General features: G+C 68.1%; 18 protein-coding genes. 8 read left to right on the top strand and 10 right to left on the bottom strand.

Annotation, left to right across the window (positions count from 1 at the left end):
- Positions 1-127: 127 nt before the first annotated feature.
- The 6 genes from ACN6O8_RS07600 to ACN6O8_RS07575 form a co-directional block, all read right to left on the bottom strand.
- A complete protein-coding gene (locus ACN6O8_RS07600; protein ID WP_427990450.1) occupies positions 128-1,474 on the bottom strand; it encodes an amidase in 1,347 nt (448 codons plus the stop codon).
- A gap of 94 nt (positions 1,475-1,568) precedes the next feature.
- Positions 1,569-2,252 (bottom strand): DUF2848 domain-containing protein, encoded by a 684-nt coding sequence (locus ACN6O8_RS07595; RefSeq protein WP_427990449.1) that lies wholly within the window; start codon positions 2,250-2,252, stop codon positions 1,569-1,571.
- A gap of 79 nt (positions 2,253-2,331) precedes the next feature.
- Positions 2,332-3,615, bottom strand: coding sequence for a TRAP transporter large permease (locus ACN6O8_RS07590; RefSeq protein ID WP_427990448.1), 1,284 nt, complete (start codon positions 3,613-3,615; stop codon positions 2,332-2,334).
- Complete coding sequence (locus tag ACN6O8_RS07585; protein WP_427990447.1) at positions 3,612-4,232, bottom strand: TRAP transporter small permease subunit; 621 nt, start codon at positions 4,230-4,232, stop codon at positions 3,612-3,614. Before ACN6O8_RS07585 ends, ACN6O8_RS07590 begins: the two co-directional genes overlap by 4 nt.
- A gap of 82 nt (positions 4,233-4,314) precedes the next feature.
- On the bottom strand, positions 4,315-5,361 hold the full coding sequence (locus ACN6O8_RS07580; RefSeq protein ID WP_427990446.1) for a TRAP transporter substrate-binding protein: 1,047 nt from the start codon (positions 5,359-5,361) through the stop codon (positions 4,315-4,317).
- 358 nt (positions 5,362-5,719) lie between these two features.
- The gene (locus ACN6O8_RS07575) at positions 5,720-6,625 is read right to left on the bottom strand and encodes a LysR family transcriptional regulator (RefSeq protein ID WP_427990445.1); all 906 of its coding nucleotides are present in this window, start codon (positions 6,623-6,625) and stop codon (positions 5,720-5,722) included.
- A gap of 86 nt (positions 6,626-6,711) precedes the next feature.
- Between ACN6O8_RS07575 and ACN6O8_RS07570 the strand changes: the two genes are divergently transcribed.
- Entirely contained in the window at positions 6,712-7,656 is a 945-nt protein-coding gene (locus ACN6O8_RS07570) for a DMT family transporter (protein WP_427990444.1), read from the top strand.
- A 103-nt stretch (positions 7,657-7,759) separates the two neighbouring features.
- Complete coding sequence (fabV, locus tag ACN6O8_RS07565) at positions 7,760-8,956, top strand: enoyl-ACP reductase FabV (protein ID WP_427990443.1); 1,197 nt, start codon at positions 7,760-7,762, stop codon at positions 8,954-8,956.
- A 30-nt stretch (positions 8,957-8,986) separates the two neighbouring features.
- Here the strand turns inward: fabV and serB are convergent, their stop codons facing one another.
- Positions 8,987-9,709 (bottom strand): phosphoserine phosphatase SerB, encoded by a 723-nt coding sequence (gene serB, locus ACN6O8_RS07560; RefSeq protein ID WP_427990442.1) that lies wholly within the window; start codon positions 9,707-9,709, stop codon positions 8,987-8,989.
- Positions 9,710-9,722: 13 nt separating this feature from the next.
- Positions 9,723-10,631, bottom strand: a complete 909-nt coding sequence (locus ACN6O8_RS07555) for a LysR substrate-binding domain-containing protein (RefSeq protein WP_427990441.1) — start codon at positions 10,629-10,631, stop codon at positions 9,723-9,725.
- 244 nt (positions 10,632-10,875) lie between these two features.
- Here ACN6O8_RS07555 and ACN6O8_RS07550 point away from each other — a divergent pair, with 244 nt between their 5' ends.
- From ACN6O8_RS07550 to ACN6O8_RS07540, 3 genes are read left to right on the top strand one after another with little or no spacing between them, the layout of a single operon-like run.
- The gene (locus ACN6O8_RS07550) at positions 10,876-11,952 is read left to right on the top strand and encodes an ABC transporter ATP-binding protein (protein ID WP_427990440.1); all 1,077 of its coding nucleotides are present in this window, start codon (positions 10,876-10,878) and stop codon (positions 11,950-11,952) included.
- Between the two features lie 13 nt (positions 11,953-11,965).
- On the top strand, positions 11,966-13,612 hold the full coding sequence (locus ACN6O8_RS07545; protein WP_427990439.1) for an ABC transporter permease: 1,647 nt from the start codon (positions 11,966-11,968) through the stop codon (positions 13,610-13,612).
- A 22-nt stretch (positions 13,613-13,634) separates the two neighbouring features.
- Positions 13,635-14,618, top strand: coding sequence for an ABC transporter substrate-binding protein (locus ACN6O8_RS07540; RefSeq protein ID WP_427990438.1), 984 nt, complete (start codon positions 13,635-13,637; stop codon positions 14,616-14,618).
- A gap of 96 nt (positions 14,619-14,714) precedes the next feature.
- Here ACN6O8_RS07540 and ACN6O8_RS07535 read toward each other — a convergent pair whose 3' ends face one another.
- On the bottom strand, positions 14,715-15,386 hold the full coding sequence (locus ACN6O8_RS07535) for an ABC transporter ATP-binding protein (protein ID WP_427990437.1): 672 nt from the start codon (positions 15,384-15,386) through the stop codon (positions 14,715-14,717).
- Between ACN6O8_RS07535 and ACN6O8_RS07530 the strand changes: the two genes are divergently transcribed.
- Positions 15,385-16,044, top strand: coding sequence for an arylesterase (locus tag ACN6O8_RS07530; RefSeq protein ID WP_427990436.1), 660 nt, complete (start codon positions 15,385-15,387; stop codon positions 16,042-16,044). The two genes, ACN6O8_RS07535 and ACN6O8_RS07530, sit on opposite strands and share 2 nt — an antisense overlap.
- Positions 16,045-16,082: 38 nt before the next feature.
- Here ACN6O8_RS07530 and ACN6O8_RS07525 read toward each other — a convergent pair whose 3' ends face one another.
- Positions 16,083-18,053 carry a SurA N-terminal domain-containing protein gene (locus ACN6O8_RS07525; RefSeq protein WP_427990435.1) on the bottom strand — a complete coding sequence of 657 codons (1,971 nt, stop codon included), beginning with the start codon at positions 18,051-18,053 and terminating at the stop codon, positions 16,083-16,085.
- Between the two features lie 648 nt (positions 18,054-18,701).
- On the opposite strand from ACN6O8_RS07525, the gene ugpQ reads away from it, so the two are divergent.
- Together ugpQ and ACN6O8_RS07515 are read left to right on the top strand one after the other, a co-directional pair.
- Positions 18,702-19,451, top strand: coding sequence for a glycerophosphodiester phosphodiesterase (ugpQ, locus tag ACN6O8_RS07520; RefSeq protein WP_427990434.1), 750 nt, complete (start codon positions 18,702-18,704; stop codon positions 19,449-19,451).
- A gap of 12 nt (positions 19,452-19,463) precedes the next feature.
- Complete coding sequence (locus ACN6O8_RS07515) at positions 19,464-20,354, top strand: 23S rRNA (adenine(2030)-N(6))-methyltransferase RlmJ (RefSeq protein ID WP_427990433.1); 891 nt, start codon at positions 19,464-19,466, stop codon at positions 20,352-20,354.
- Positions 20,355-20,384: the final 30 nt, after the last annotated feature.

The following is a 20,384-nucleotide window of genomic DNA, read 5'->3' as shown; positions in this document are numbered from 1 at the left end:
ACAGCGAAGGCCGATATGGCGGAAAACACCGCCCTGCCCGTTCGCAGCGCTCGGCCCGGGACAGGCCGCCCGCGCCGCCGAACCGCCGGCCGACGCCGACCGGCTGGAACGCGGCCCCGGCGTGCGCTCAGCCGGCGAGCAATTCCTCGACCGCCAGGCCGATGGCCAGCACGCGGCGATCGGCGCCGTTGCTGGCGGCGATCATCAGGCCCACCGGCGCGGTGCCGGCCGCGTGGCACGGCAGCGACAGCGCGCAGCCATCCAGGAAGTTGATCAGCGTCGGGTTGCGCAGGATCAGGCCGTTGGCGGCGTAGTAAGCCTCGTCGGAAGCCTCCAGATCGGCCACCGCCGGCGCCACGATCGGCGTGGTCGGCAGGATCAGGGCGTCGTAGCCGGCGATGCGGCGGTCGACCGCGGCCACCCAGGCTTCGCGTGCGTCCAGCAGGTCAAGGTAGTCGGCGGCGCTCATGTCCTTGCCGCGCAGGATGCGCGACACCACGCGCGGGTCGTAGCGCTTGCCGGCGCGGGCGATCAGGTCGCGGTGCCAGGCCCAGGCCTCGGCCGCCGTGAACCCGCCCTTGGCATTGATGTTGGCCAGTTCGGCGAATTCCGGAATGGCGATCTCGTCGACCAGGGCGCCGGCTTGCTTCAGACGCGCCAGGGCGCGCGCGAAGGTGTCGGAGACGTGCTTGTCCATGCCGTCCAGCGCCAGCGTCCTGGGCACCGCCAGGCGCAGCCCGCGCAGCGGCAGCGCCTCGGGCACCGGGCCGCCCTCGCCCGACAGAATGGCGTCCAGTTCGGCGCAGCAGCGCACGCTGGCGGCGATCGGGCCGATGGAGTCCAGGTTGGCCGACAGCGGCAGCACGCCTTCCATCGACACGCGCCAGGCGCTGGGCTTGAAGCCGGTCAGGCCGCACAGCGCGGCCGGAATGCGCACCGAGCCGCCGGTGTCCGAGCCGATGGCGGCCACGGCCATGCCGTCGGCCACCGACACCGCCGCGCCCGACGAAGAGCCGCCGGGGATGCGGCCAGTGGCGCGGTCCCAGGGGTTCAGCGGCGTGCCGTAGTGCGGGTTGATGCCCAGCCCCGAGTAGGCGAATTCGGTCATGTTGGTGCGGCCGATAATGACCGCGCCAGCCGCGATCAGGCGCTGCACCACTTCGGCATTGGCGTCGGCGGCGGGCTCGCCCTCGCGCGCCACCGAGCCGGCCATGGTGGTCTCGCCTTCGATGTCGAACAGGTCCTTGATGCTGATGGGCAGGCCCTCGATGGCCGAGCGCACGATGCCCGCGGCGCGCAGCGTGTCCGAGGCGCGAGCCTGGGCCAGGGCCGATTCGGCGTACAGGCGGGTGAAAGCGCGCGCGCCCTCGCCGGCCGGATCGCCGGCACGCGCCAGGGCGGCTTCGGTCAGTTCAAGGGAAGTGGTGCGGCCGTCGTTCAGGGCAGCGGTCAGGTCATTCAGGGTCGAAGGCATACGGTTCCAGGGGCCGTGTCACCGGCGTAAGAAAAGAGATGGGCCGGCGCGCCCCGCCGGGGCGCGTCGTGGCAATCAGGTCACCTGCCGGGGATCAGGCCACCACCGGCAGAATCTCGACATGATACCGGTGGCGCAGGCTGCGTTGGCGGCGCGGATCGTACAATTCCATGGTGAACTCGGCCGCCGGCCGGATGCCGCCGATGGCGCCGACGGTGCCGCAGGTCATGCCCGCGCCTTCGGGCAGCATCGGCGCGCCGCCGGTGTAGCCAGCGATCAGGTCTTGCGGCGTGCGCAGCGAGGCCAGCGGGCCTTCCTGGTACAGCACCTGGGCGCCGTTCTCGACGATGTACGAGCGGATCACCAGCTCGTCCCAATAATCGGCCACGTCGGCCAGGCGCCACGCCGAGGTCGCCACCGGCTTGACGCACACCTGTTTGGACATGGCCACGCTGACCGTCTCCAGCTTGCGGTCGGTATGGTCGGAGGCGATGCTCACGTACATTTCGCCACCCGCCGTGAAGACGAAGGTTTCGACCTCGCCGGACGAATCAGCGCCCACCGCCTGCACCCGTTCGGCCTGGGTCAGTTGGTTGTCGGCGATGCGGTAGTACAGCGGCACGCTGGTCGGACGCGGCACGCCGATGGCGGCCAGTTCCTCGATGTGATGCTCGATGGCGGCCATGTCGCGGCCGGCCCAGCCCGCCACGATAAGGGTGTTGAAATCCACCTCGACCTGGCGGGGCGAATCGGCTTCGATCTGGAATACGGCTTTCATGAAAAGTCCTGCGAAGGAAACGGAGAAAAATGGGGCGCGGCCCGGCGCCGCGCCCGCGTTGAACAGGCGGGCCGGCGCGTCAGCCGAACACCCGTGGCAACCACAAGGCCAGGTCGGGCCACCATGCCAGCAGCGCCAGCATCACGAACATGGCCCCCACGAACGGCAGGCTGCCGGTGATCACGGCGCTCATCGAGCCGCTTTTGCGCAGGCTCTGCACCACGAACAGGTTCAGGCCCACCGGCGGCGTGATGAGCGCGGCCTCGACCAGGATGATGATGACGATGCCCAGCCAGATCGGGTCGTAGCCCAGGGCGATCATGATGGGCGCGACGATGGGAATGGTCGTGATCATCATCGACAGGGTTTCCATGAAGCAGCCCAGCACCAGGTAGAACACGATCACGATCAGCAGCATCCAGCCCGGCGACAGGCCCAGCCCGGTGATGGACTGGGTCAGCGCGTCGGTCAGGCCGGTGGCCGACATGACGAAGTTCAGGAAACTCGCGGCCACCACGATCAGCATGATCATGGCGGTCGAGCGCATGGTGCCCTCCATCGCCTCGCGCAGCATGGTCCAGCTCAGGCGGCGGAACCAGGCGGCCAGGATCAACGCGCCCAGCACGCCCAGCGCGGCGGCCTCTGTCGGCGTGGCCAGGCCGGCGTAGATCGAGCCCACCACCAGCAGGAAGATGCCCATCGGCGGCGCCAGGTGCACCAGGCTGGCCAGGCGCTGGCCCCAGGTGGCCTGGATCTTCTTGCCGCCCCAGGACGGCTTGACCACGCAGGCGGCGACCACCGTCAGCATGAACAGCGCCGCCATGGCGAAGCCCGGAATGATGCCGGCCAGGTACAGCTTGGGCACCGACGAATTGGTCAGCACGCCGTAGATCACCAGGTTGATCGACGGCGGGATCAGAATGCCGAGCGTTCCGCCGGCGGCCAGGCTGCCCAGGAACAGCGGTTCGTTGTAGCCGTACTTGCGGATCTGCGGAATCGCCACCGTGCCCACCGTGGCGGCGGTGGCCACGCTGGAGCCGGACGTGGCCGAGAACAGCGTCGAGGCGCCGATGTTGGCGTGCATCAGGCCGCCCGGCAGCCACGACAGCCACAGGCTCATGGCCCCGTACATGCGCTCGGCGAAACCGGCGCGCAACAGCACCTCGCCCAGCATGATGAACAGCGGAATGGCGACCAGCAGGAATTCGTTGTTGGTGCTCCAGGAAATCTCGCCGATGGCGCGCGACAGCGGCAGCATCGAGAACATCGGGTCCAGGATCAGGCCCAGCACCCCCAGGGCCGCGCCCACGGGGATCGACAGGCCGATCAGGACCAGCAACAGGGTCAGTGCGGTGGCGATCATGCGGCGGCTCCCTTGACCATGCGCTCGCCGGCGGCGGCTTCCTCGTCGGCTTCTTCCTGCGCGGAACGAACGCCGCAGATTTCCTTGACCAGTTCGATGTCGCCGGTCACCAGCGCGGCCGAGGCGCGCGCCAGCATCAACGCCACGGTGACGCACATCCAGGCCAGGCCCAGCAGCCACAGCCCCTGCGGGATCCACAGCGGCGTGGCCAGCGGCGTGTTGGCGGTGGATTTCTGCGCCCAGGACATCTGCACCACTTCATAGGCGTAGTAGGTCAGGAACACCATGAAGACCGCCAGCGCCACCATGGAAATCCAGTCGAGCACTGCCGACACGCGCACCGGCAGTTTTTGGTAGAGCACGTCCACCCGCACATTGGCGCGCTGCAAAGTGGCGAACGCCAGCGCCCACGAAGTGCTGATGGCGAAGGCGTAACTGGACAGCTCGTCGGCGCCGCCGGTGTTGAAGCCCAGGAATTTGCGGGCCAGGACGTCGAAGGAAATGAGCAGCACGCTGGCGATGGTCAGCGCGCCGCCCGCCCACACCGCGACGCGCGAGAAGGTCTCGGCGCGCCGCAGCAGCCCGCCCAGCAGGCGGAAGTGTTCGGATCGGGTCATTGGGAAAACCTCACGGGCCGGCGTGGCGGCCTGGATGATGAATCGCGAACGCGCCGCCACGGCGGGCGGCGCGCCGTCATGCTTACTTGCTGGCGGTCACGCCCAGGGTCTTGCCGACGGTGGCGTTGAAGTCCTTGACGCACTGCGCCGAGCAACGCGCGGCCCACTTGGGCAGCACCGCTTCCTGCGTGACCTTCTTGAGCAGTTCGCGGTCGGCGTCAGACGGCTGCACCAGCACCATCTTGCCCTTGACCGGGAACGGGCACGCGGCCGCGCCGGTGTTGCAGTCGTAGCCTTCCTGGGTCTGGCGCGCCGCCGCGTCCCAGATGTTGTCGACCAGCGTCTTCACATTGGCCTGCAGGAAGGTGCGCACGTTGGGATCGAGCTTGTCCCAGGCCTTCTGGTTGACGGCGTGGATCTGCTGGTTCCAGTTGATCGGCAGCGCCACCAGGTGGGTCGACACCTCGTACCACTTGGCCGAATAGCCCGACAGCGAACCCGTGATGGCGCAATCGACCACCTTGTTCTGCAGCGCCGGCACCACTTCGCCGAACGCCATGGTGACGCTGGAGCCGCCCAGCGCTTCGACGAACTCGGCCGTGGTGCGGCTGCTGGTGCGGACCTTCTTGCCCTTGATGTCGGCCAGGCCCTTGATGTCGGCATTGCAGAACAGCACCTGCGCCGGATAGGTGGAAATGCCCAGCAGCTTGACGTTGTTGCCCTCGCCGTACAGACGCGCATAGACCGGCTCGAAGGCGTTGGTCACTTCGCGCGCCGTCTTCACGTCAGGCGCCAGGCCGGCCAGGTCGATGGCTTCGTTGATCGGGTTGTCGCTGGCGAAGTACGACAGCGTGGCGGTGCCGAACTCGACCACGCCCGTGGACATCAGGCGCAGCAGTTCGGGGCCCTTCAGGCCCATTTCATTGAAGCCCTTGATGTCCGCCGTGACCTGGCCCTTGGACAGTTCCGGAATCGTCTTGGTCCAGAACGGCTTTTCGTAATCGTTGTAGGCGGTCAGGTTGGACAGGCCGCCCACCACCTTCAGGTGGGTCTTGGGCAGGTCTTGGGCCTGGGCGGCGCCGGCCAACAGACTGGCGGCGACGGCGGCGAGAGCGAGCGACTTCTTCATGGACAAAACTCCTGGCTGGCGGGATGGTCTGGCGCGCGCGGGTTCCCGTTACCATGAGCGCGCGGGTGAAAATCGGAACGTCAGAGGAGCGGACATTTCCCCCGGGCCTGTCTATCCAGGCAATCTTCTTGATGTGCCGCCATTGCAGCGTCAGGGGCGTCCAGCGTCCAATCGTATGTTGCGATGTGGGGGTATAAATAATTCTTGGGTCTGGTCGGCGTGTCCCGGCCCGCGGGCGGCAAAGCCAGCAACCACGCGGCTTGGCGCCATGCGCGCCGGTCGCGGCCGGGCGCGCGCCACGGCCGGCCCGGCTGCGCCGTCGGGGCCGCTTTCGGGAAAACACCTAGACGCGACGAGCCTAGGACGGCACGCCGTCACCCGCCTGGGCCGCCACTTTCTGCGCCATCTGCGCGATCAGGCGCGCGGCATGGCTGTCCGGCCCCTGCACCCAGGTGGCGGTGAAACTCAGCTCGGGCAACGGGTCGGCGTCGACCCGCAGAATGCGCAGCTCGCCGCGCGCCAGTTCCTTGCCCAGGAACACCGGCGCGATCACACTGGTGCCGATGCAGTCCTGCGTCATCCGCACCACCATCGACATCGAGGCGCTGCCGTACATGCGCGGCGACGCCACGCCGGCGCGCGTCAGCATGTCGCGCACCACGCGGTACGGCGCGCTGTTGGAGGGATAGGTGACGATCGGCAGCCGGCCGATGCGCTCCAGTGTCAACGGCTCCGGCCCCAGCTCCAGCAGCGGACTGGCGACCCACGCCAGTGGATAGGTGCACAGCGGCAGGTTCTCGACCCGCGCTTCCAGGACCGGGCCCATCAGGAAGGCCAGGTCGATCTGGCGCGACATCAGGTGCGAGCGCAGCACGTGGGTGGTATCCACCTCGATCTCCAGCACCAGCGCCGGATACGAGGCGTGCACCAGCTCGATCAGCGTCGGCAGCCAGGTCTGCACGATGGTCTCGGCCACGCCGATGCGCACAGTGCCGGTCATGACATTCTGCTCGCGCGCCGCCTCGAACATGTCGCGCCGCACCTGCAACATGCGTTCGGCGTGCGACAGCAGTTCGTGGCCCTTGGCGGTGAGCTTGACGCCACGCGCATCACGCTCGAACAGCCGCACGCCCAGATCGGCCTCGAGCGAGGCGATGCGCTGCGATACCGCCGGCTGCGTGGTGTTGAGCTTGTCGGACGCCGCGCGGAAGCTGCCCAGCGTGGCGACCCAGAAAAATGTTTCTATGTTGCGTAGTTCGATCATGAACCTTTCCCCCTGCCGCGATGAGCGTATCATGTCAGCGCCCCGGCGGCCCCGCCCGGGATTGATCGCGCACAAGGAGTCTGTCAATGTCCCCGGCCGATACCGGTCGCCCGCGCTCCGGCGCGCCCGCCGCCAGCGGCCCGCTCGTCGGCATCCTGCTGCTGGTGCTGTCGATGTGGACGCTGTCCTGCCTGGACGCCAGCGGCAAGTGGGTCATGAACGCGGGGGTGCCGCTGCTGGTGCTGTCGTGGTTCCGCTACGCGGTGCACCTGCTGCTGGTGCTGGCGCTGGTGCTGCCCACCCGCGGGACCGGCATCCTGCGCAGCAAGAAGCCGCGCGAACAGCTCCTGCGCGGCGGCTCGATGTTCCTGGCCACGCTGATGTTCTTCACCACGCTCAGCTACATTCCCCAGGCCGAAGCCACCGCCATCAACTTCCTGGCGCCCTTGCTGGTGTTGTCGCTGGCGCCGTGGATCCTGAAGGAACCGGCGCGCATGTCGCGCTTCGTCGCGGCGGGCATCGCCTTTGTCGGCGTCATCATCGTCATCCGCCCCGGAGGCGGACTGCACCCGGTCGGCACCATTTTCGGCCTGCTCACGGCCTGTTGCTTCGCGGCCCAGTTCATCGCCACCCGCCGCGTCGCGGGCGACGACCCGTTCACCTCGCTGATCTGGAGCGGCGCGGTCGGCACCGGCTGCCTGACGCTGGCGCTGCCCTTCATCCTGCCGCCCGCCCTGCCCGTCTTGCAGGCACTGACGCCGCTGGACTGGACGCTGCTGATTTCCACCGGCCTGACCGGCGGCCTGGGCCATCTGTTCCAGATCGCCGCCTACCGGCGCGCGCCGGCCTCGACCCTGGCGCCCTTCATCTACCTGCAGATCATCAGCGCCACCACGGTCGGCTGGCTGGTGTGGGGCCACTTCCCGGATCCCCTGACCTGGCTGGGCATTGCCATCATTTGCGCCAGCGGCATCGGCATCGGGCTGGTGGAGTGGCGCCGCGGCCGCGGCCGGTCCGCCACGCCGGCCTGATCCGCATCACAAGACGGGCCCGGCCGCGCGGCGGCTCCCGTACAATGCCGGGCGTCTTGCGCCTGCGCGCGGCCCCCTCCCGGCTTTCCAGAACGAGGTCCCCATGATCATCAAACCCCGCGTGCGCGGCTTCATCTGCGTCACCACCCACCCCGTCGGCTGCGAGGCCAACGTCAGACAGCAGATCGATTATGTCCGCGCCCAGGGCCCGATCGCGGGCGGGCCGAAGCGCGTGCTGGTGATCGGCGCCTCCACCGGCTACGGCCTGGCCGCCCGCATCAGCGCCGCCTTCGGCTGTGGCGCGCAGACCCTGGGCGTGTTCTTCGAGCGCCCGGGCGAGGCCGCCAAGGCCGGCACCCCGGGCTGGTACAACAGCGCCGCCTTCGACAAGTTCGCCAGCGCCGAGGGCCTGTACGCCAGGAGCATCAACGGCGACGCCTTCTCCGACGCCATCAAGGCGCGGACCATCGCCGCCATCAAGCAGGATCTGGGCCAGGTCGACCAGGTGATCTACAGCCTGGCGGCGCCGCGCCGCACCCATCCGGTCAGCGGCACGGTGTTCAATTCGACCCTCAAGCCGGTCGGCCGGGCGGTCACGCTGCGCGGCCTGGACACCGACAAGGAAGTGATCAAGGAATCGGTGCTGGAACCCGCCACCCGGGAAGAGATCGACGCCACCGTCGCCGTCATGGGCGGCGAGGACTGGCAGATGTGGATCGACGCCCTGCTCGAAGCCGGCGTGCTGGCCGAGGGCGCCACCACCACCGCCTTCACTTACCTGGGCGAGAAGATCACCCACGACATCTACTGGAACGGCTCGATCGGCGCCGCCAAGAAAGATCTGGACCAGAAGGTGCTGGACATCCGCGCCAAGCTGGCCGCGCGCGGCGGCGACGCCCGCGTCTCGGTGCTCAAGGCGGTGGTGACCCAGGCCAGCTCGGCGATTCCGATGATGCCGCTGTACCTGTCGCTGCTGTTCAAGGTCATGAAGGCACGCGGCACGCACGAAGGCTGTATCGAACAGGTGTACGGCCTGTACCGCGACAGCCTGTGCGGCTCGGCGCCGATCCTGGACGCCGAAGGCCGCCTGCGCGCCGACTATCCGGAACTGGAGCCTGCCGTGCAGGCGCAGGTGCAGGCGCTATGGCACCAGGTAACCGACGCCAATCTGTATGAACTGACCGACTTCGCCGGCTACAAGCAGGAATTCCTGCGCCTGTTCGGCTTCGAGATCGACGGCGTGGATTACGACGCCGATGTCGATCCGGACGTGAAGATCCCCGGGCTGATCAGCGCCTGAGGCGGGACCGCGACGGCGTGGCCGGCGGCGTCAGCGCGCCGGCCGGTCGAACAGACGCAGCAACTGATCCAGCCCGCCCTGGTCGATCGCCACCTTGGCCTCGCGCCGCACGGCCGGCTTGGCGTGATACGCCACCGAAAGGCCGGCGACGCGCAGCATCGGCAGGTCATTGGCACCGTCGCCAACCGCGATGGCGCGCGCCGGCCCCACCCCCAGGGCCGCGCACACTTCCAGCAGCTTGCGCCGCTTTTCCTCGCCATCGCACAAGTCGCCCCAGGGCTGCGGCAGCAGGCGGCCGGTGAGGCGGCCGTCCTCGATCTCCAGCACGTTGGCGCGCACATCGTCCAGCCCCAGGCGCGCGCGCAGCCGGTCGGTAAAGCAGGTGAAGCCGCCCGTCACCAGCAGGCAGAACAGGCCGGCGGCCTTGCAGGCCGCGATCAGCCGTTCCACGCCCGGGTTGAGCGTCAGGCGCCGTTCATAGACCTCGTCCAACGCCGCGGCCGGCATGCCGGCCAGCAACGCCACGCGCTGGCGCAGGCTCTGCTTGTAATCGACGATCTCTCCCCGCATCGCCGCTTCCGTCAGCGCGGCCACCTCGGCCTTCTTGCCCATCAGGTCGGCCATCTCGTCCAGGGTCTCGATGGCGATCAGCGTCGAATCCATGTCGAAGGCGATGACCTTGTAGTCCGACAGCGCCAGCGGCGGCGCGATACCGCGCCAGTGCAGGCCGGCGTCGCTCTGGAAATCTTGCATGGTCGATCCTTTTCTATTGCTCGGGTGGCGGATGGCCGGCCTCGCGGCCCAGCCAGTCGATGAATTGGCGCGCCGCCGCGGCCGCCGGCCCGTACGGGCGGAACAGCGCGTGGACGCCGGCATTGGGCAGGCGCGGTTGCAGGAACAACGGCCGCAACCGGTCGGCGCGCAGGTCGTCCTGCAGCAGGCACCACGGCGCCAGGGCGATGCCCAGGTCGTTCATGGCGGCCTGCATGCACAGGAACTGGTGGTCGAACACCGGCCCGGGCAACTGCGCCGGCACGTCCACCCGGGCCAGCGCGAACCAGCGCGGCCAGTGGTCCATGCCGCCGGCCACCTTCAGCAGCGGGTGGCCCAGACAGTCGGCCAGCGTGGCCAGCCGGTTGCGCTCGATGAAGCGCGGCGAGGCCACCGGCACGTGAAAATCGTCCAGGCAATGCACGCAGCTCATCTCGGCGTGTGCCACAAAGCCATGGCGGATCAGTACGTCGCTGCCGGTCTCGTCGCCACGGTCAGGGAACGAGCGCCCCTGCGTGGTGAGCTGCACATCGATGCCGGGGTGCCGCGCCTGGAAGGCGGACAGGCGCGGAATCAGCCATTTCATGGTCAGCGACGGCGTGGCGCTCACGCGCAGCACCCCGCCATAACCGGGCGAGCGCAGCTTGGCGGTGGCCGCCGCGATGCGCTCCAGGCTGGCCTGGACCTCGGGAAAATACGCCTGCGCGCACGGCAACAGCGTGACGCCCCGGGCCTCGCGCGCGAACAGCGGCTGCCCGACGTAATCCTCGAGGATACGGATCTGCTGACTGACCGCGCTGTGCGTGATGCTCAGTTCGTCGGCCGCCGCGGTGAAGCTGCGCAGCCGCGCCGCGGCCTCGAACACCCGCAGGGCTTTCAGCGGCGGCAGGCTCGGAGCCGCCATCTCAGGCGACGCCCGCCCGTGCGCCACCCCGGCGCGAGGCTTTGCTGCTTGTTGCCACGATTTCCCCTGTCATCTCTGTTCTTGCCGGCGCCGCGCGGGGCGGCGCCGTTGCTATGAGCCGCATTCTAGGGGATTGCGGCGGCGCCGACCTCTTAGAAAAACTAACGCCAGCTCTTAAAAAACAGCGCTGGTCGTCACCGGCCCGCCTTCCTATGATGCGCTCAACCCCAAGCAGGAACCTTTCATGGCATCGATCACCGTAGACGGCATCATCAAGACATTCGGCGGCCAGCAGGTGCTGCGCGACCTGTCGCTGCACATCCCCGACGGCGCGTTCTACACGTTGCTCGGGCCCAGCGGCTGCGGCAAGACCACCCTGCTGCGCTGCATTGCCGGCTTCTACGCGCCCGACGGCGGCCGCCTGCTGTTCGATCAGGACGACGTCACGCACGTCTCGGCGCACCGCCGCGACATCGGCATGGTGTTCCAGGACTACGCGCTGTTTCCCGACAAGACCGCCTTCGACAACGTCGCCTACGGCCTGCGCGCCCGCGGCGTGGCGCGCGCCGAAATCAAGCGGCGCGCCGGCGAAGCCTTGGACAAGGTCGGCCTGGCGGCGCTGGCCGACCGCTACCCGGCGCAGATGAGCGGCGGCCAACGCCAGCGCGTGGCGCTGGCGCGCGCCCTGGTGATCCGGCCGCGCGTGCTGCTGATGGACGAACCGCTGTCGAACCTGGACGCCAAAATGCGCCTGCAGATGCGCGACGTCATCCTCGACCTGGTGCGCGAAGCCGGCATCACCACCGTATTCGTGACCCATGACCAGGAAGAGGCCCTGGCCATGTCCGACCGCATCGCCATCATGGATCACGGCAGCATCGCCCAGTTGGGCACGCCCGAGGAACTGTACGGCACCCCGGTCAACGCCTACGTGGCCGACTTCATCGGCTCGGCCAACGTGATCCCGGTGCCGGCGCACGCCGGGCTGGCGGGCGCGCCGGCCGGCCACGTGCGCTACGAACTGTGCGGACTGGGGTTCGACGGCACCCTCGGCAGCGACACGCTGGCCGAACGCGCGGTGCTGATCGCCCGCCCCGAGGAACTGGCCCTGATGGCGCCCGCGCCCTACGTGCCCAACACCCTGCCCGGCAAGGTGCTGCGGCGCCAGTACCTGGGCTTCAAGACCGCCTACCGCATTGCGCTGCAGGACGGCTCGGAGATCCGCGTGGAGCTGCACGCGGGCAACATGGTGGCGCAGTTCCAGCCCGGCGAGGCCGTGCAGGTGCTGATTCCCGCCGACAGCCGCGTCGTCAACGCCTGAGGACCGCCACGCCATGAAAATCAAATGGTGGCCCTGGGGCATCCTGACGGCAATCAGCCTGGCGCTGCTGCTGTTCTTCGTGCTGTATCCGCTGGCGGTGCTGTTCGGCAACAGCGTCACCGGCCAGGACGGCGGCTTCTCGCTGGAGGGTTTTCGCGCCCTGCTGGCCGACTCGCAATACCTGGAGGCCTTCGGCAACACGCTGGTGCTGGGGCTGGTGGTGACGACCTGCACCATCCTGGTGGGCGTGCCGTTCGCCTACATGGTGGCGCGCTACGACTTTCCGCTCAAGAACCTGGTGGCGATCCTGCCGGTGCTGACCATCGTCATTCCCGAGATCATCGTTGGCCAGTCGTGGCTGCTGGTGCTGGGCAACAACGGCATCCTGACCAACCTGCTGGGCGACGCGGGCATCTCGCTGCCGTCGTTCTACGGCTGGACCGGCATGGTGTTCTCGATGACGCTGGTCTACTACACCTACATCTACCTGGGCGTGCTGGCCGCGCTGCGCGGTTTCGACGGGCAGTTGGAAGAAGCCGGGCTGAGCCTGGGCACGCCGCCGCTGATGACGCAGTTGCGGGTGCTGGTGCCGGTGCTGCTGCCGGCGGTGCTGGTGAACGCGCTGGTGGTGTTCACGCTGGTGGTCGGCAATTTCGCGCTGGCGATGCTGCTGGGCAGCCGCGTGCCGCTGTTGTCGGTGATGACCTACAACACCTTCGTCAGCGAAATGGGCGGCAGCCCGACGCTGCAAAGCGCCATGTCGGTGGTGTCGATCGCCATCGTCGCCATCGTGCTGTTCGTGCAGAAGCGCGTGGTCGAGCGCAAGGTCTACACCATGACGCAGGGCCGCGCGCCCGCCGCGCGGCGCGTGCGCTCCTGGCAGGCGGTGCTGTACACCGGCGGGGTCGGCCTGGTGATCCTGCTGTCGCTGCTGCCCTTGATCGTGGTGTTCATCGCCGCCTTCACCAAGACCAGCGGGCCGGTGATGCAATGGGGCACGTGGTCGCTGGCCAGCATGCAGCGGGCCCTGCACGGCGCGCCCGAACCGATCCTGAACTCGCTCAAGTTCGCCTCGCTGGCAACGGTGACGGGCGTGGCCTTCGCGGTGCTGGTGAGCTACCTGACCATCAAGAAGCGCAGCGCCGCCACTCAGGTGCTGGACTACATCGTGGTGCTGCCGCTGACCATCTCGGGCACGGTGCTGGGCATCGCGCTGGTGCAAACGTTCAACACCGGCTGGCTGGTGCTGGCCGGCACCTCGGGCATCATGGTGCTGTGCTATGCGGTGCGGCGCCTGCCGTTCGCGGTGCGCAACGCCTCGTCGGTACTGTTCAACATTCCCGACTCGATCGAGGAAGCGTCGATCAGCCTGGGCGTGTCGCCGCTGATGACCTTTTTCAAGGTGATCCTGCCGGCCATGAAGGCCTCGATCATCTCGGCCGCCATCCTGATGTGGCTGACCACCATTTCCGAGCTGTCGGCCTCCATCGTGGCCTACAGCGGCGGCCTGGAAACCATGCCGATCGCCATTTTCCGCCAGGTCGACGGCGGCCGCCTCGGCATGGCCTCGGCCTACGGCGCGGCGCTGGTGACGGTGATCGTGCTGCCCATCATCGTGTCGGTCAAGGCATTCCGCATCAAGCTGTTCTCCGGCAAATAACCCGCATCCACAAAGGCTCTCCATGCATCTCAAACACCTCCTGCACACCGGCCTGCTGGCCGCCACCCTGGCCGCGGGCGCCGCGCACGCGCAGAACGTGGTGCTGTACTCGTCCAACAATACCGAGACCATCGAGACCGCGCTCGACGCGGTCAAAAAGCAGTCGCCCAAGCTGAACGTGCAGCCGGTCACCGGCGGCACCGGCACGATGATGAAGCGCATCGAGGCCGAGGCCCAGAACCCGCGCGGCGACCTGTTCTGGAGCGGCGGCTTCGGCACCCTGGGCGCTTACCGCCAGCACCTGCAGCCGTACCGTCCGGCCGACATCGACAAGATCCCGGCCGAGTTCCGCGGACCCGACGACCTGTGGGTCGGCACCAACGTGCACATCATGGTACTGATGGTCAACGAACGCCAGCTCAAGGGCCTGCCCGCGCCGGCCACCTGGTCCGACCTGATGCAGCCGCAGTGGAAGGGCAAGTTCGCCATCACCGACCCGTCAAAGAGCGGCACCGCCTACATGCTGGTCTACGGCCTGTACAAGCAGTTTGGCCAGGAAGGCCTGGACAAGATCGCCGCCAACGCCGTCGTCACCGCCTCGTCCGGCACCACCTACAAGGGCGTGGCGGCCGGCGAATACGCGGCCGGCATGACGCTGGAATACGCCGCCCAGGAGTACGTGGCCGGCGGCCAGAAGGAAATCAAGCTGGTCTACCCGACCGAGGGCAGCTACTTGGCGCCCGAGGGCATGTTCATCATCAAGGGCGCCAAGAACCTGGAGGCCGCCAAGGTGCTGTACGACGGCCTGCTCAGCAAGCAAGCGCAGGAGGCGCAACTGGTCAAGAATTTCCGCCGCCCGACCCGCAGCGACATCGCCGTGGCCAGCCTGACCACCCTGCCCGACTTCAACAGCATCAAGATCTTCCCGCTCAGCCAAGATGCGGCCGCCAAGGAATACGAGGCCGTCGTGGCCGCCTGGAACCAGGCCGTGGCCAAGGCCAAGTAAGGCCAAGCGCCATGCAAAAACGCCACCTTCGGGTGGCGTTCTCGTTTCAGGTTTGTTTCCCGGGGCAGGCGCAATTGGCCCCGCCCTGTCCCCGCGTCAGGCCACCATGCGCCCCGCCGCCAGCACCACCTGGCGACCGCAACGCGCCGCCAATTGCGGGTCGTGCGTCACCAGCACCAGCGTGGTGCCGTGCTCGCGATGCAGGTCGAACATCAGGTCGATGACCGTCACGCCGGTGGCGGCGTCCAGGCTGCCGGTGGGCTCGTCGGCAAACAGCAGGTCGGGACGCACCACGAAGGCGCGCGCCAGCGACACGCGCTGCTGTTCGCCGCCGGACAGCGTGCGCGGATAGTGATGCAGGCGCGCCCCCAGCCCGACACGCTGCAGCATGGCCTGGGCCGCCTCGCGCGCCGGCTGGCCGGCCAGTTCCAGCGGCAGCATGACGTTTTCCAGCGCCGTCAGGTTCGGCAAAAGCTGGAACGACTGGAACACGAAGCCCACATGGTTGGCCCGCAGGCGCGCGCGGCCGTCTTCGTCCAGGGCGAACAGATCCTGGCCCGCCAGGCGCACGCTGCCCGCGCTGGGAACATCCAGCCCGGCCAGCAGTCCCAACAAGGTGGACTTGCCCGAGCCGGAACTGCCGGTGATGGCCACGGCGCTGCCCGCCGCCACCGTAAAATCGATGTCTTCCAGGATCGACAGCGTCCCGCCGGCATCGGCCACCCGCTTGCCCAGCCCTTTCACCTCGATCGAATTCTTGCTATCCATGCGCCTGATTCCCCTGATTCGCCGCTCGCTACTGATATCCACGCTGGCCGCGGCCGCCCTGGTGGCGCCCGCCCACGCTCAGACCGCCGCGGCGGCCCAGGGTTCCGCGCAACGCACCGTGCTGGTGGTGGGCGACAGCCTGGCCGCCGAATACGGCATCAAGCGCGGCACCGGCTGGGTGCCGCTGCTGTCCGCGCGGCTTTCCGAACAATACCCGAAGTACAAGGTGGTCAACGCCAGCATCAGCGGCGACACCACCAGCGGCGGCGTCGCCCGTCTGCCGGCCCTGCTGCGCCAGCATGAACCGGCGGTGGTGGTGCTGGAACTGGGCTCGAACGACGCCCTGCGCGGGCTGCCGCTGAACATGACGGAACAGAATCTGCGCACCATGGCGCAGGCGGCGCGCAAAGCCGAGGCCGAGGTGGTCATCGTCGGCATGCAGATCCCGCCGAACTACGGCCGCGACTACACCCAGCGCTTCGCCCAGGTGTTCGCCACCGTCGCCAAAGACGAAAACGCCCGGCTCGTGCCCTTCCTGATGGAAGGAATCGCAACGAACCGGGCGCTGTTCCAGGCCGACGGCATCCATCCCAATGAGGATGCCCAGCCGCAATTGCTGGACAATGTGTGGCCGGCGCTGCGGCCCTTGCTGCAATGACGCGGGCCTGAGCGGCCCGCGACCGGCCGCGCGACGGATCAGCCCGCGGCCTGCTGCGAGGCGTCGCCGCCGCGAATGACGTCCGCGGCCGCCGGCAGCACCTGCACCTTGTATTCCTCGCGCAGCATGCGCACCAGCGCTTCGCTCTCTGCCTGGCCCCAGGCGCCCGACAATTGCTGCGCCAGGCGTTCCTTGTCGGCGGCCTCGACCGTACCGGCCTCGACCTTCTCCAGGCGCACCAGCGTGTAATCGGCGCCCGACTGCACGCCCGTGTATGCCGGCAGCTTGGCGGCCGGCAGACGCATCACGGCGTCCAGCACCGCGCGCGGCAGGTTCTTGGGATCCTGGCGCGACACCACCAGCGGGCCGCCAAAACCTTCCGGCGCCGCGGCCGGATTGGCCTGGTCGGCCGCCAGCGCGGCCTCGCCGGCCTTCTTGGCGGCCTCGGCCGAACGCTCGTCCAGCAGCTTGGCGCGGATCGAATCGCTGACCTTGTCCAGCGCTGGCACGTGGGCCGGTTCGACCGCGGCCACGCGCACCGCCAGCATGGTGTCGGGCGACAGCTCGATCACGCCGGAATTCTGCTTTTCACGCAGCACGTCGGGCGAGAACAGCACCTGGCGCACGCGCGGGTTGTCCAGCAGCGCGGCATCCGGGCTGTCCACGGCGGAGCCCGGGCCTGCCTGGTCGGCGGGCAGCAGGCCTTCGCGCGTCACGCCCGAGGCGCTGCGCAGCTTCAGGCCGACCGCGTCGGCGGCCGGTTGCAGGCTGTCGCGCTGGTCGTAGACCTGCTTGTTCAACTGGCTGGCCATTTCCGAGAAACGCACGGCGGCCAGTTGCTTGCGCACTTCGGCGGTGATCTGGTCCTTGACCTCGGCCAGCGGCTTGATCGAAGCCGGCTGGATATCGGTGACCTTGATCACATGGAAACCCGACGGGCTTTCGACCACGCCCGACACCTCATCCTTGGACTGGCTGAAGATCGCCTTTTCCAGCGGGCCGGACAGCATGCCCGGCGCCAGCCAGCCCAGGTCGCCGCCGTTGGCGGCCGAACCGGCGTCCTGCGAGTTCTTGCGGGCCAGCTCGGCGAACTGGGCCGGGTCGGCGGCGGCCTGCCTGGCCAGGTCCTCGGCCTTGGCGCGGGCGGCCTTGCGCGCGTCTTCCGAAGCGCCAGCGGGCACTTCGATCATGATGTGGCTGGCGCGGCGGCGCTCGGGCTGGCCGAAGCGGTTCTTGTTCTGTTCGTAGTACGAGGCCAGATCCTCTTGCTTGACCTGCACGCCCTCGGTGGCGGCGGCCTCGTTCAGCACCAGGTATTGCACCTGGACCTGTTCGGGAATCTGCAATTGCTGCTTGTTGGCGTCGTACCAAGCCTGGATGTCGGCCGGAGTGACGGTCACTTGCGAGCGGAAATCAGCCGCGGCGAAGCGGCGCAGTTGCACCGTGCGCTGCTGTGTCAGGGCGGTTTCGAGCGTCGCCACCACGTCGGCGGGCGCGCTCGCCGACTGGCCGACCGGCTCGAGCACGCGGGCCACGGCCAGGTCGCGGCGCAGTCCGGCCTCGAACGAGGTGGGCGACATGCCCTGCGCCGCCAGCACCTGGCGGTAGCGCTCGGGCGAGAAGCGGCCGTTGTCCTGCACTTCCGGGATCGCGGCGATGGTGTTGCGCAGCGTTTCATCGGACACCGAGAAGCGGTTGTCCACGGCCACGTTCGCCAGCAGGCGCTGATTGATCAACTGGTTCAGCAGCGCTTCGCGCAACTGCGGCGTGTCGATCACGGCCGGATCGAACTGCGCGCCCAGGCGTTGGCGGTACTGTTCCAGCTGGTTGCGGTGCGCCTGATCGAACTCCGCGCGGGAAATCGGCTGGCCGGCGACCGTCGCCAGTTCCGGCTCCTTGCGCATGAAACTCTCATAGCCCTGGATCCCGACAAGGAAGAAGGACGGCACAATCAGAAGCAGCAGGATGAACTGCATCCAGCGCCGGTGGCTGCGAATAAATTCGAACATGGAATCCCTGTTGCCGCACTCGGGAGGAGACTTCCGCCCGGGGCGCACGAAAACGCATAAAAAAAGGCGAACCTCATTCGCCCTATTCCCATACCGGTCAAACCGGGTCAGCGGGCGGATTTTAGCATTTCTCATTCGTCCCGCAGCGTCTGCTCACCGCCAGCGGCCCGGCCCGCGCCGCGAGGCCTTTCCACCCCCATGCAAGCAGGCCCCGGCCAACCCGGCCCCCCGTTTCCGCCTTCCGTCCCCGATCGTATCGTGAACCTCGAACCCGACGCCCCATCGCCGGTTGCTTCCACCCCCCATTTCAACAATGCAGAGATGACTTTCGATGCCGTTCCCGCTCTCACGTCCGCGGGTACTGCGTGCCGCGCTCGCCCCGCGAGCAACCCCCACGTATGTCCGGCAAAGCCGCCAGCAGACCTTTCGAGCGCCCCCTTTCTTCCCACGAAGCCCAAGCACGCCCCCCCCTTCCCAGCGGCATCCCGACCATTCACCACCGCGAGCGACGGCGGGGCCGTGGCGCCCAAAAGAACCAAAGCCCCCAATAATCAGGAAAGCAGGCAAGCCCCCCGCCAAAGGGAAAGAACCCCCAGAACAGAGTATCCTTCCACCCTGTCCCAAAGAACCCAAAAAGCATCAAAAGAAATGTCCGCATCCCTCCCCACCTGGCCCTATTCCCGCCACATCGCCCACCGCGGCGGCGGCCGCCTGGCCCCGGAGAACACCCTCGCCGCCATGCGCGTCGGCGCCGAACACGGCTTCACCATGTTCGAATACGACGTCAAGCTCAGCCGCGACAACGTCCTGGTGCTGATGCACGACGACGACGTCGACCGCACCTCCAACGGCCACGGCCCTGCCGCCGCCAAGAGCTTCAGCGAACTGGCGCAACTGGATTTCGGCAGCTGGCACTCGGCCGCCTACGCCGGCGAGCCGCTGCCCACCTTTGCCGCCGTGGCCCGCTACACCCTCGCCAACGGCATCGCCAGCAACGTCGAGATCAAGCCCTGTCCCGACCGCGAAGCCGAAACCGGCACCGCCGTTGCCCTGGCCGCCCGCGAACTGTGGCAAGGCGCCGCCGTGGCCCCGCTGCTGTCCTCCTTCGCCGAGGAAGCGCTGCAGGCCGCCAAGGACGCCGCGCCCGAGCTGCCGCGCGCCCTGCTGGTCGAAAAGGTGCCGGCCGACTGGCTCGACCGCCTGGTCAAGTACGACTGCGTCGCCCTGAACATCAACCAGAAGGACGCCACGCGCGAACTGATCGACGCCGTGCACGCCGCCGGCTACCGCATCGCCGCCTGGACCGTCAACGACCCCGAGCGCGCGCGCCTGCTGCTCGACTGGGGCATCGACGGCATCTTCACCGACGAACTGGCCGCCATCCGGCCGGCCGCCTGAGGCCCCCGCCCCGTGTTCAGCTATCGCCACGCCTTCCACGCCGGCAACCACGCCGACGTGCTCAAGCACGCCATCCTGGTCCACACCCTGGACTACTTCAACCGCAAGGACGCGCCCTACTGGGTCATCGACACCCACGCCGGCGCCGGACTCTACAGCCTGGACAGCGACTGGGCCGCCAAGACCTCGGAGTTCGCCGACGGCATCGGCCGCCTGTGGGAACGCGACGATCTGCCGCCCCTGCTGGCCGACTACGTCGCCCGCATCCGCGCCTTCAACACCAACGGCCGCCTCAAGCGCTACCCCGGCTCGCCCTGGCTGGCGCTGGACGCGCTGCGTCCGTCCGACCGCCTGCGCCTGTTCGAGATGCACCCGACCGAGATCGACACCCTGGTCGGCAACCTCGAACACATGGATCGCACCGCGCAGCGCCAGACCACCATCTACGGCGATGACGGCTTCGAGGGCGTCAAGGCCCTGCTGCCGCCGCCGACGCGCCGCGGCATGGTGCTGATCGACCCGTCCTATGAAGACAAGAACGACTACCGCCGCACGCTGATCACCGTCAAGGAATGCGTCAAGCGCTTCGCCACCGGCACCATCGCCGTCTGGTATCCGCTGGTGCAGCGGCGCGAGGCCAGCGAAATGGCGCGCCACTTCGAGAACCTGAAGGTCAAGAGCTGGTTGCACGCCACGCTGACGGTCAAGAAGGCCACCATCGACGGTTACGGCCTGCACGGCAGCGGCATGTTCCTGATCAACCCGCCCTGGACGCTGCACGACGCCCTCAAGCAAGCGATGCCCTACCTGGCGCGTGAGCTGGGCCAGGACGAGCGCGCCGGCTTCACCCTGCAATTGCGCGAAAATCCGTTCCCCGCGCCCAAGAAGCAGTCGGACGACTGATTCCCGGCCTGGACGAAAAAAGGGCTGCCC

The sequence above is a fragment of the Achromobacter sp. genome (assembly GCF_050285565.1).
GTDB lineage: Bacteria > Pseudomonadota > Gammaproteobacteria > Burkholderiales > Burkholderiaceae_B > Achromobacter.
The sequence above is the reverse complement of the archived record's forward strand: the minus strand, read 5'-3'. Positions and strand labels throughout refer to the sequence as shown.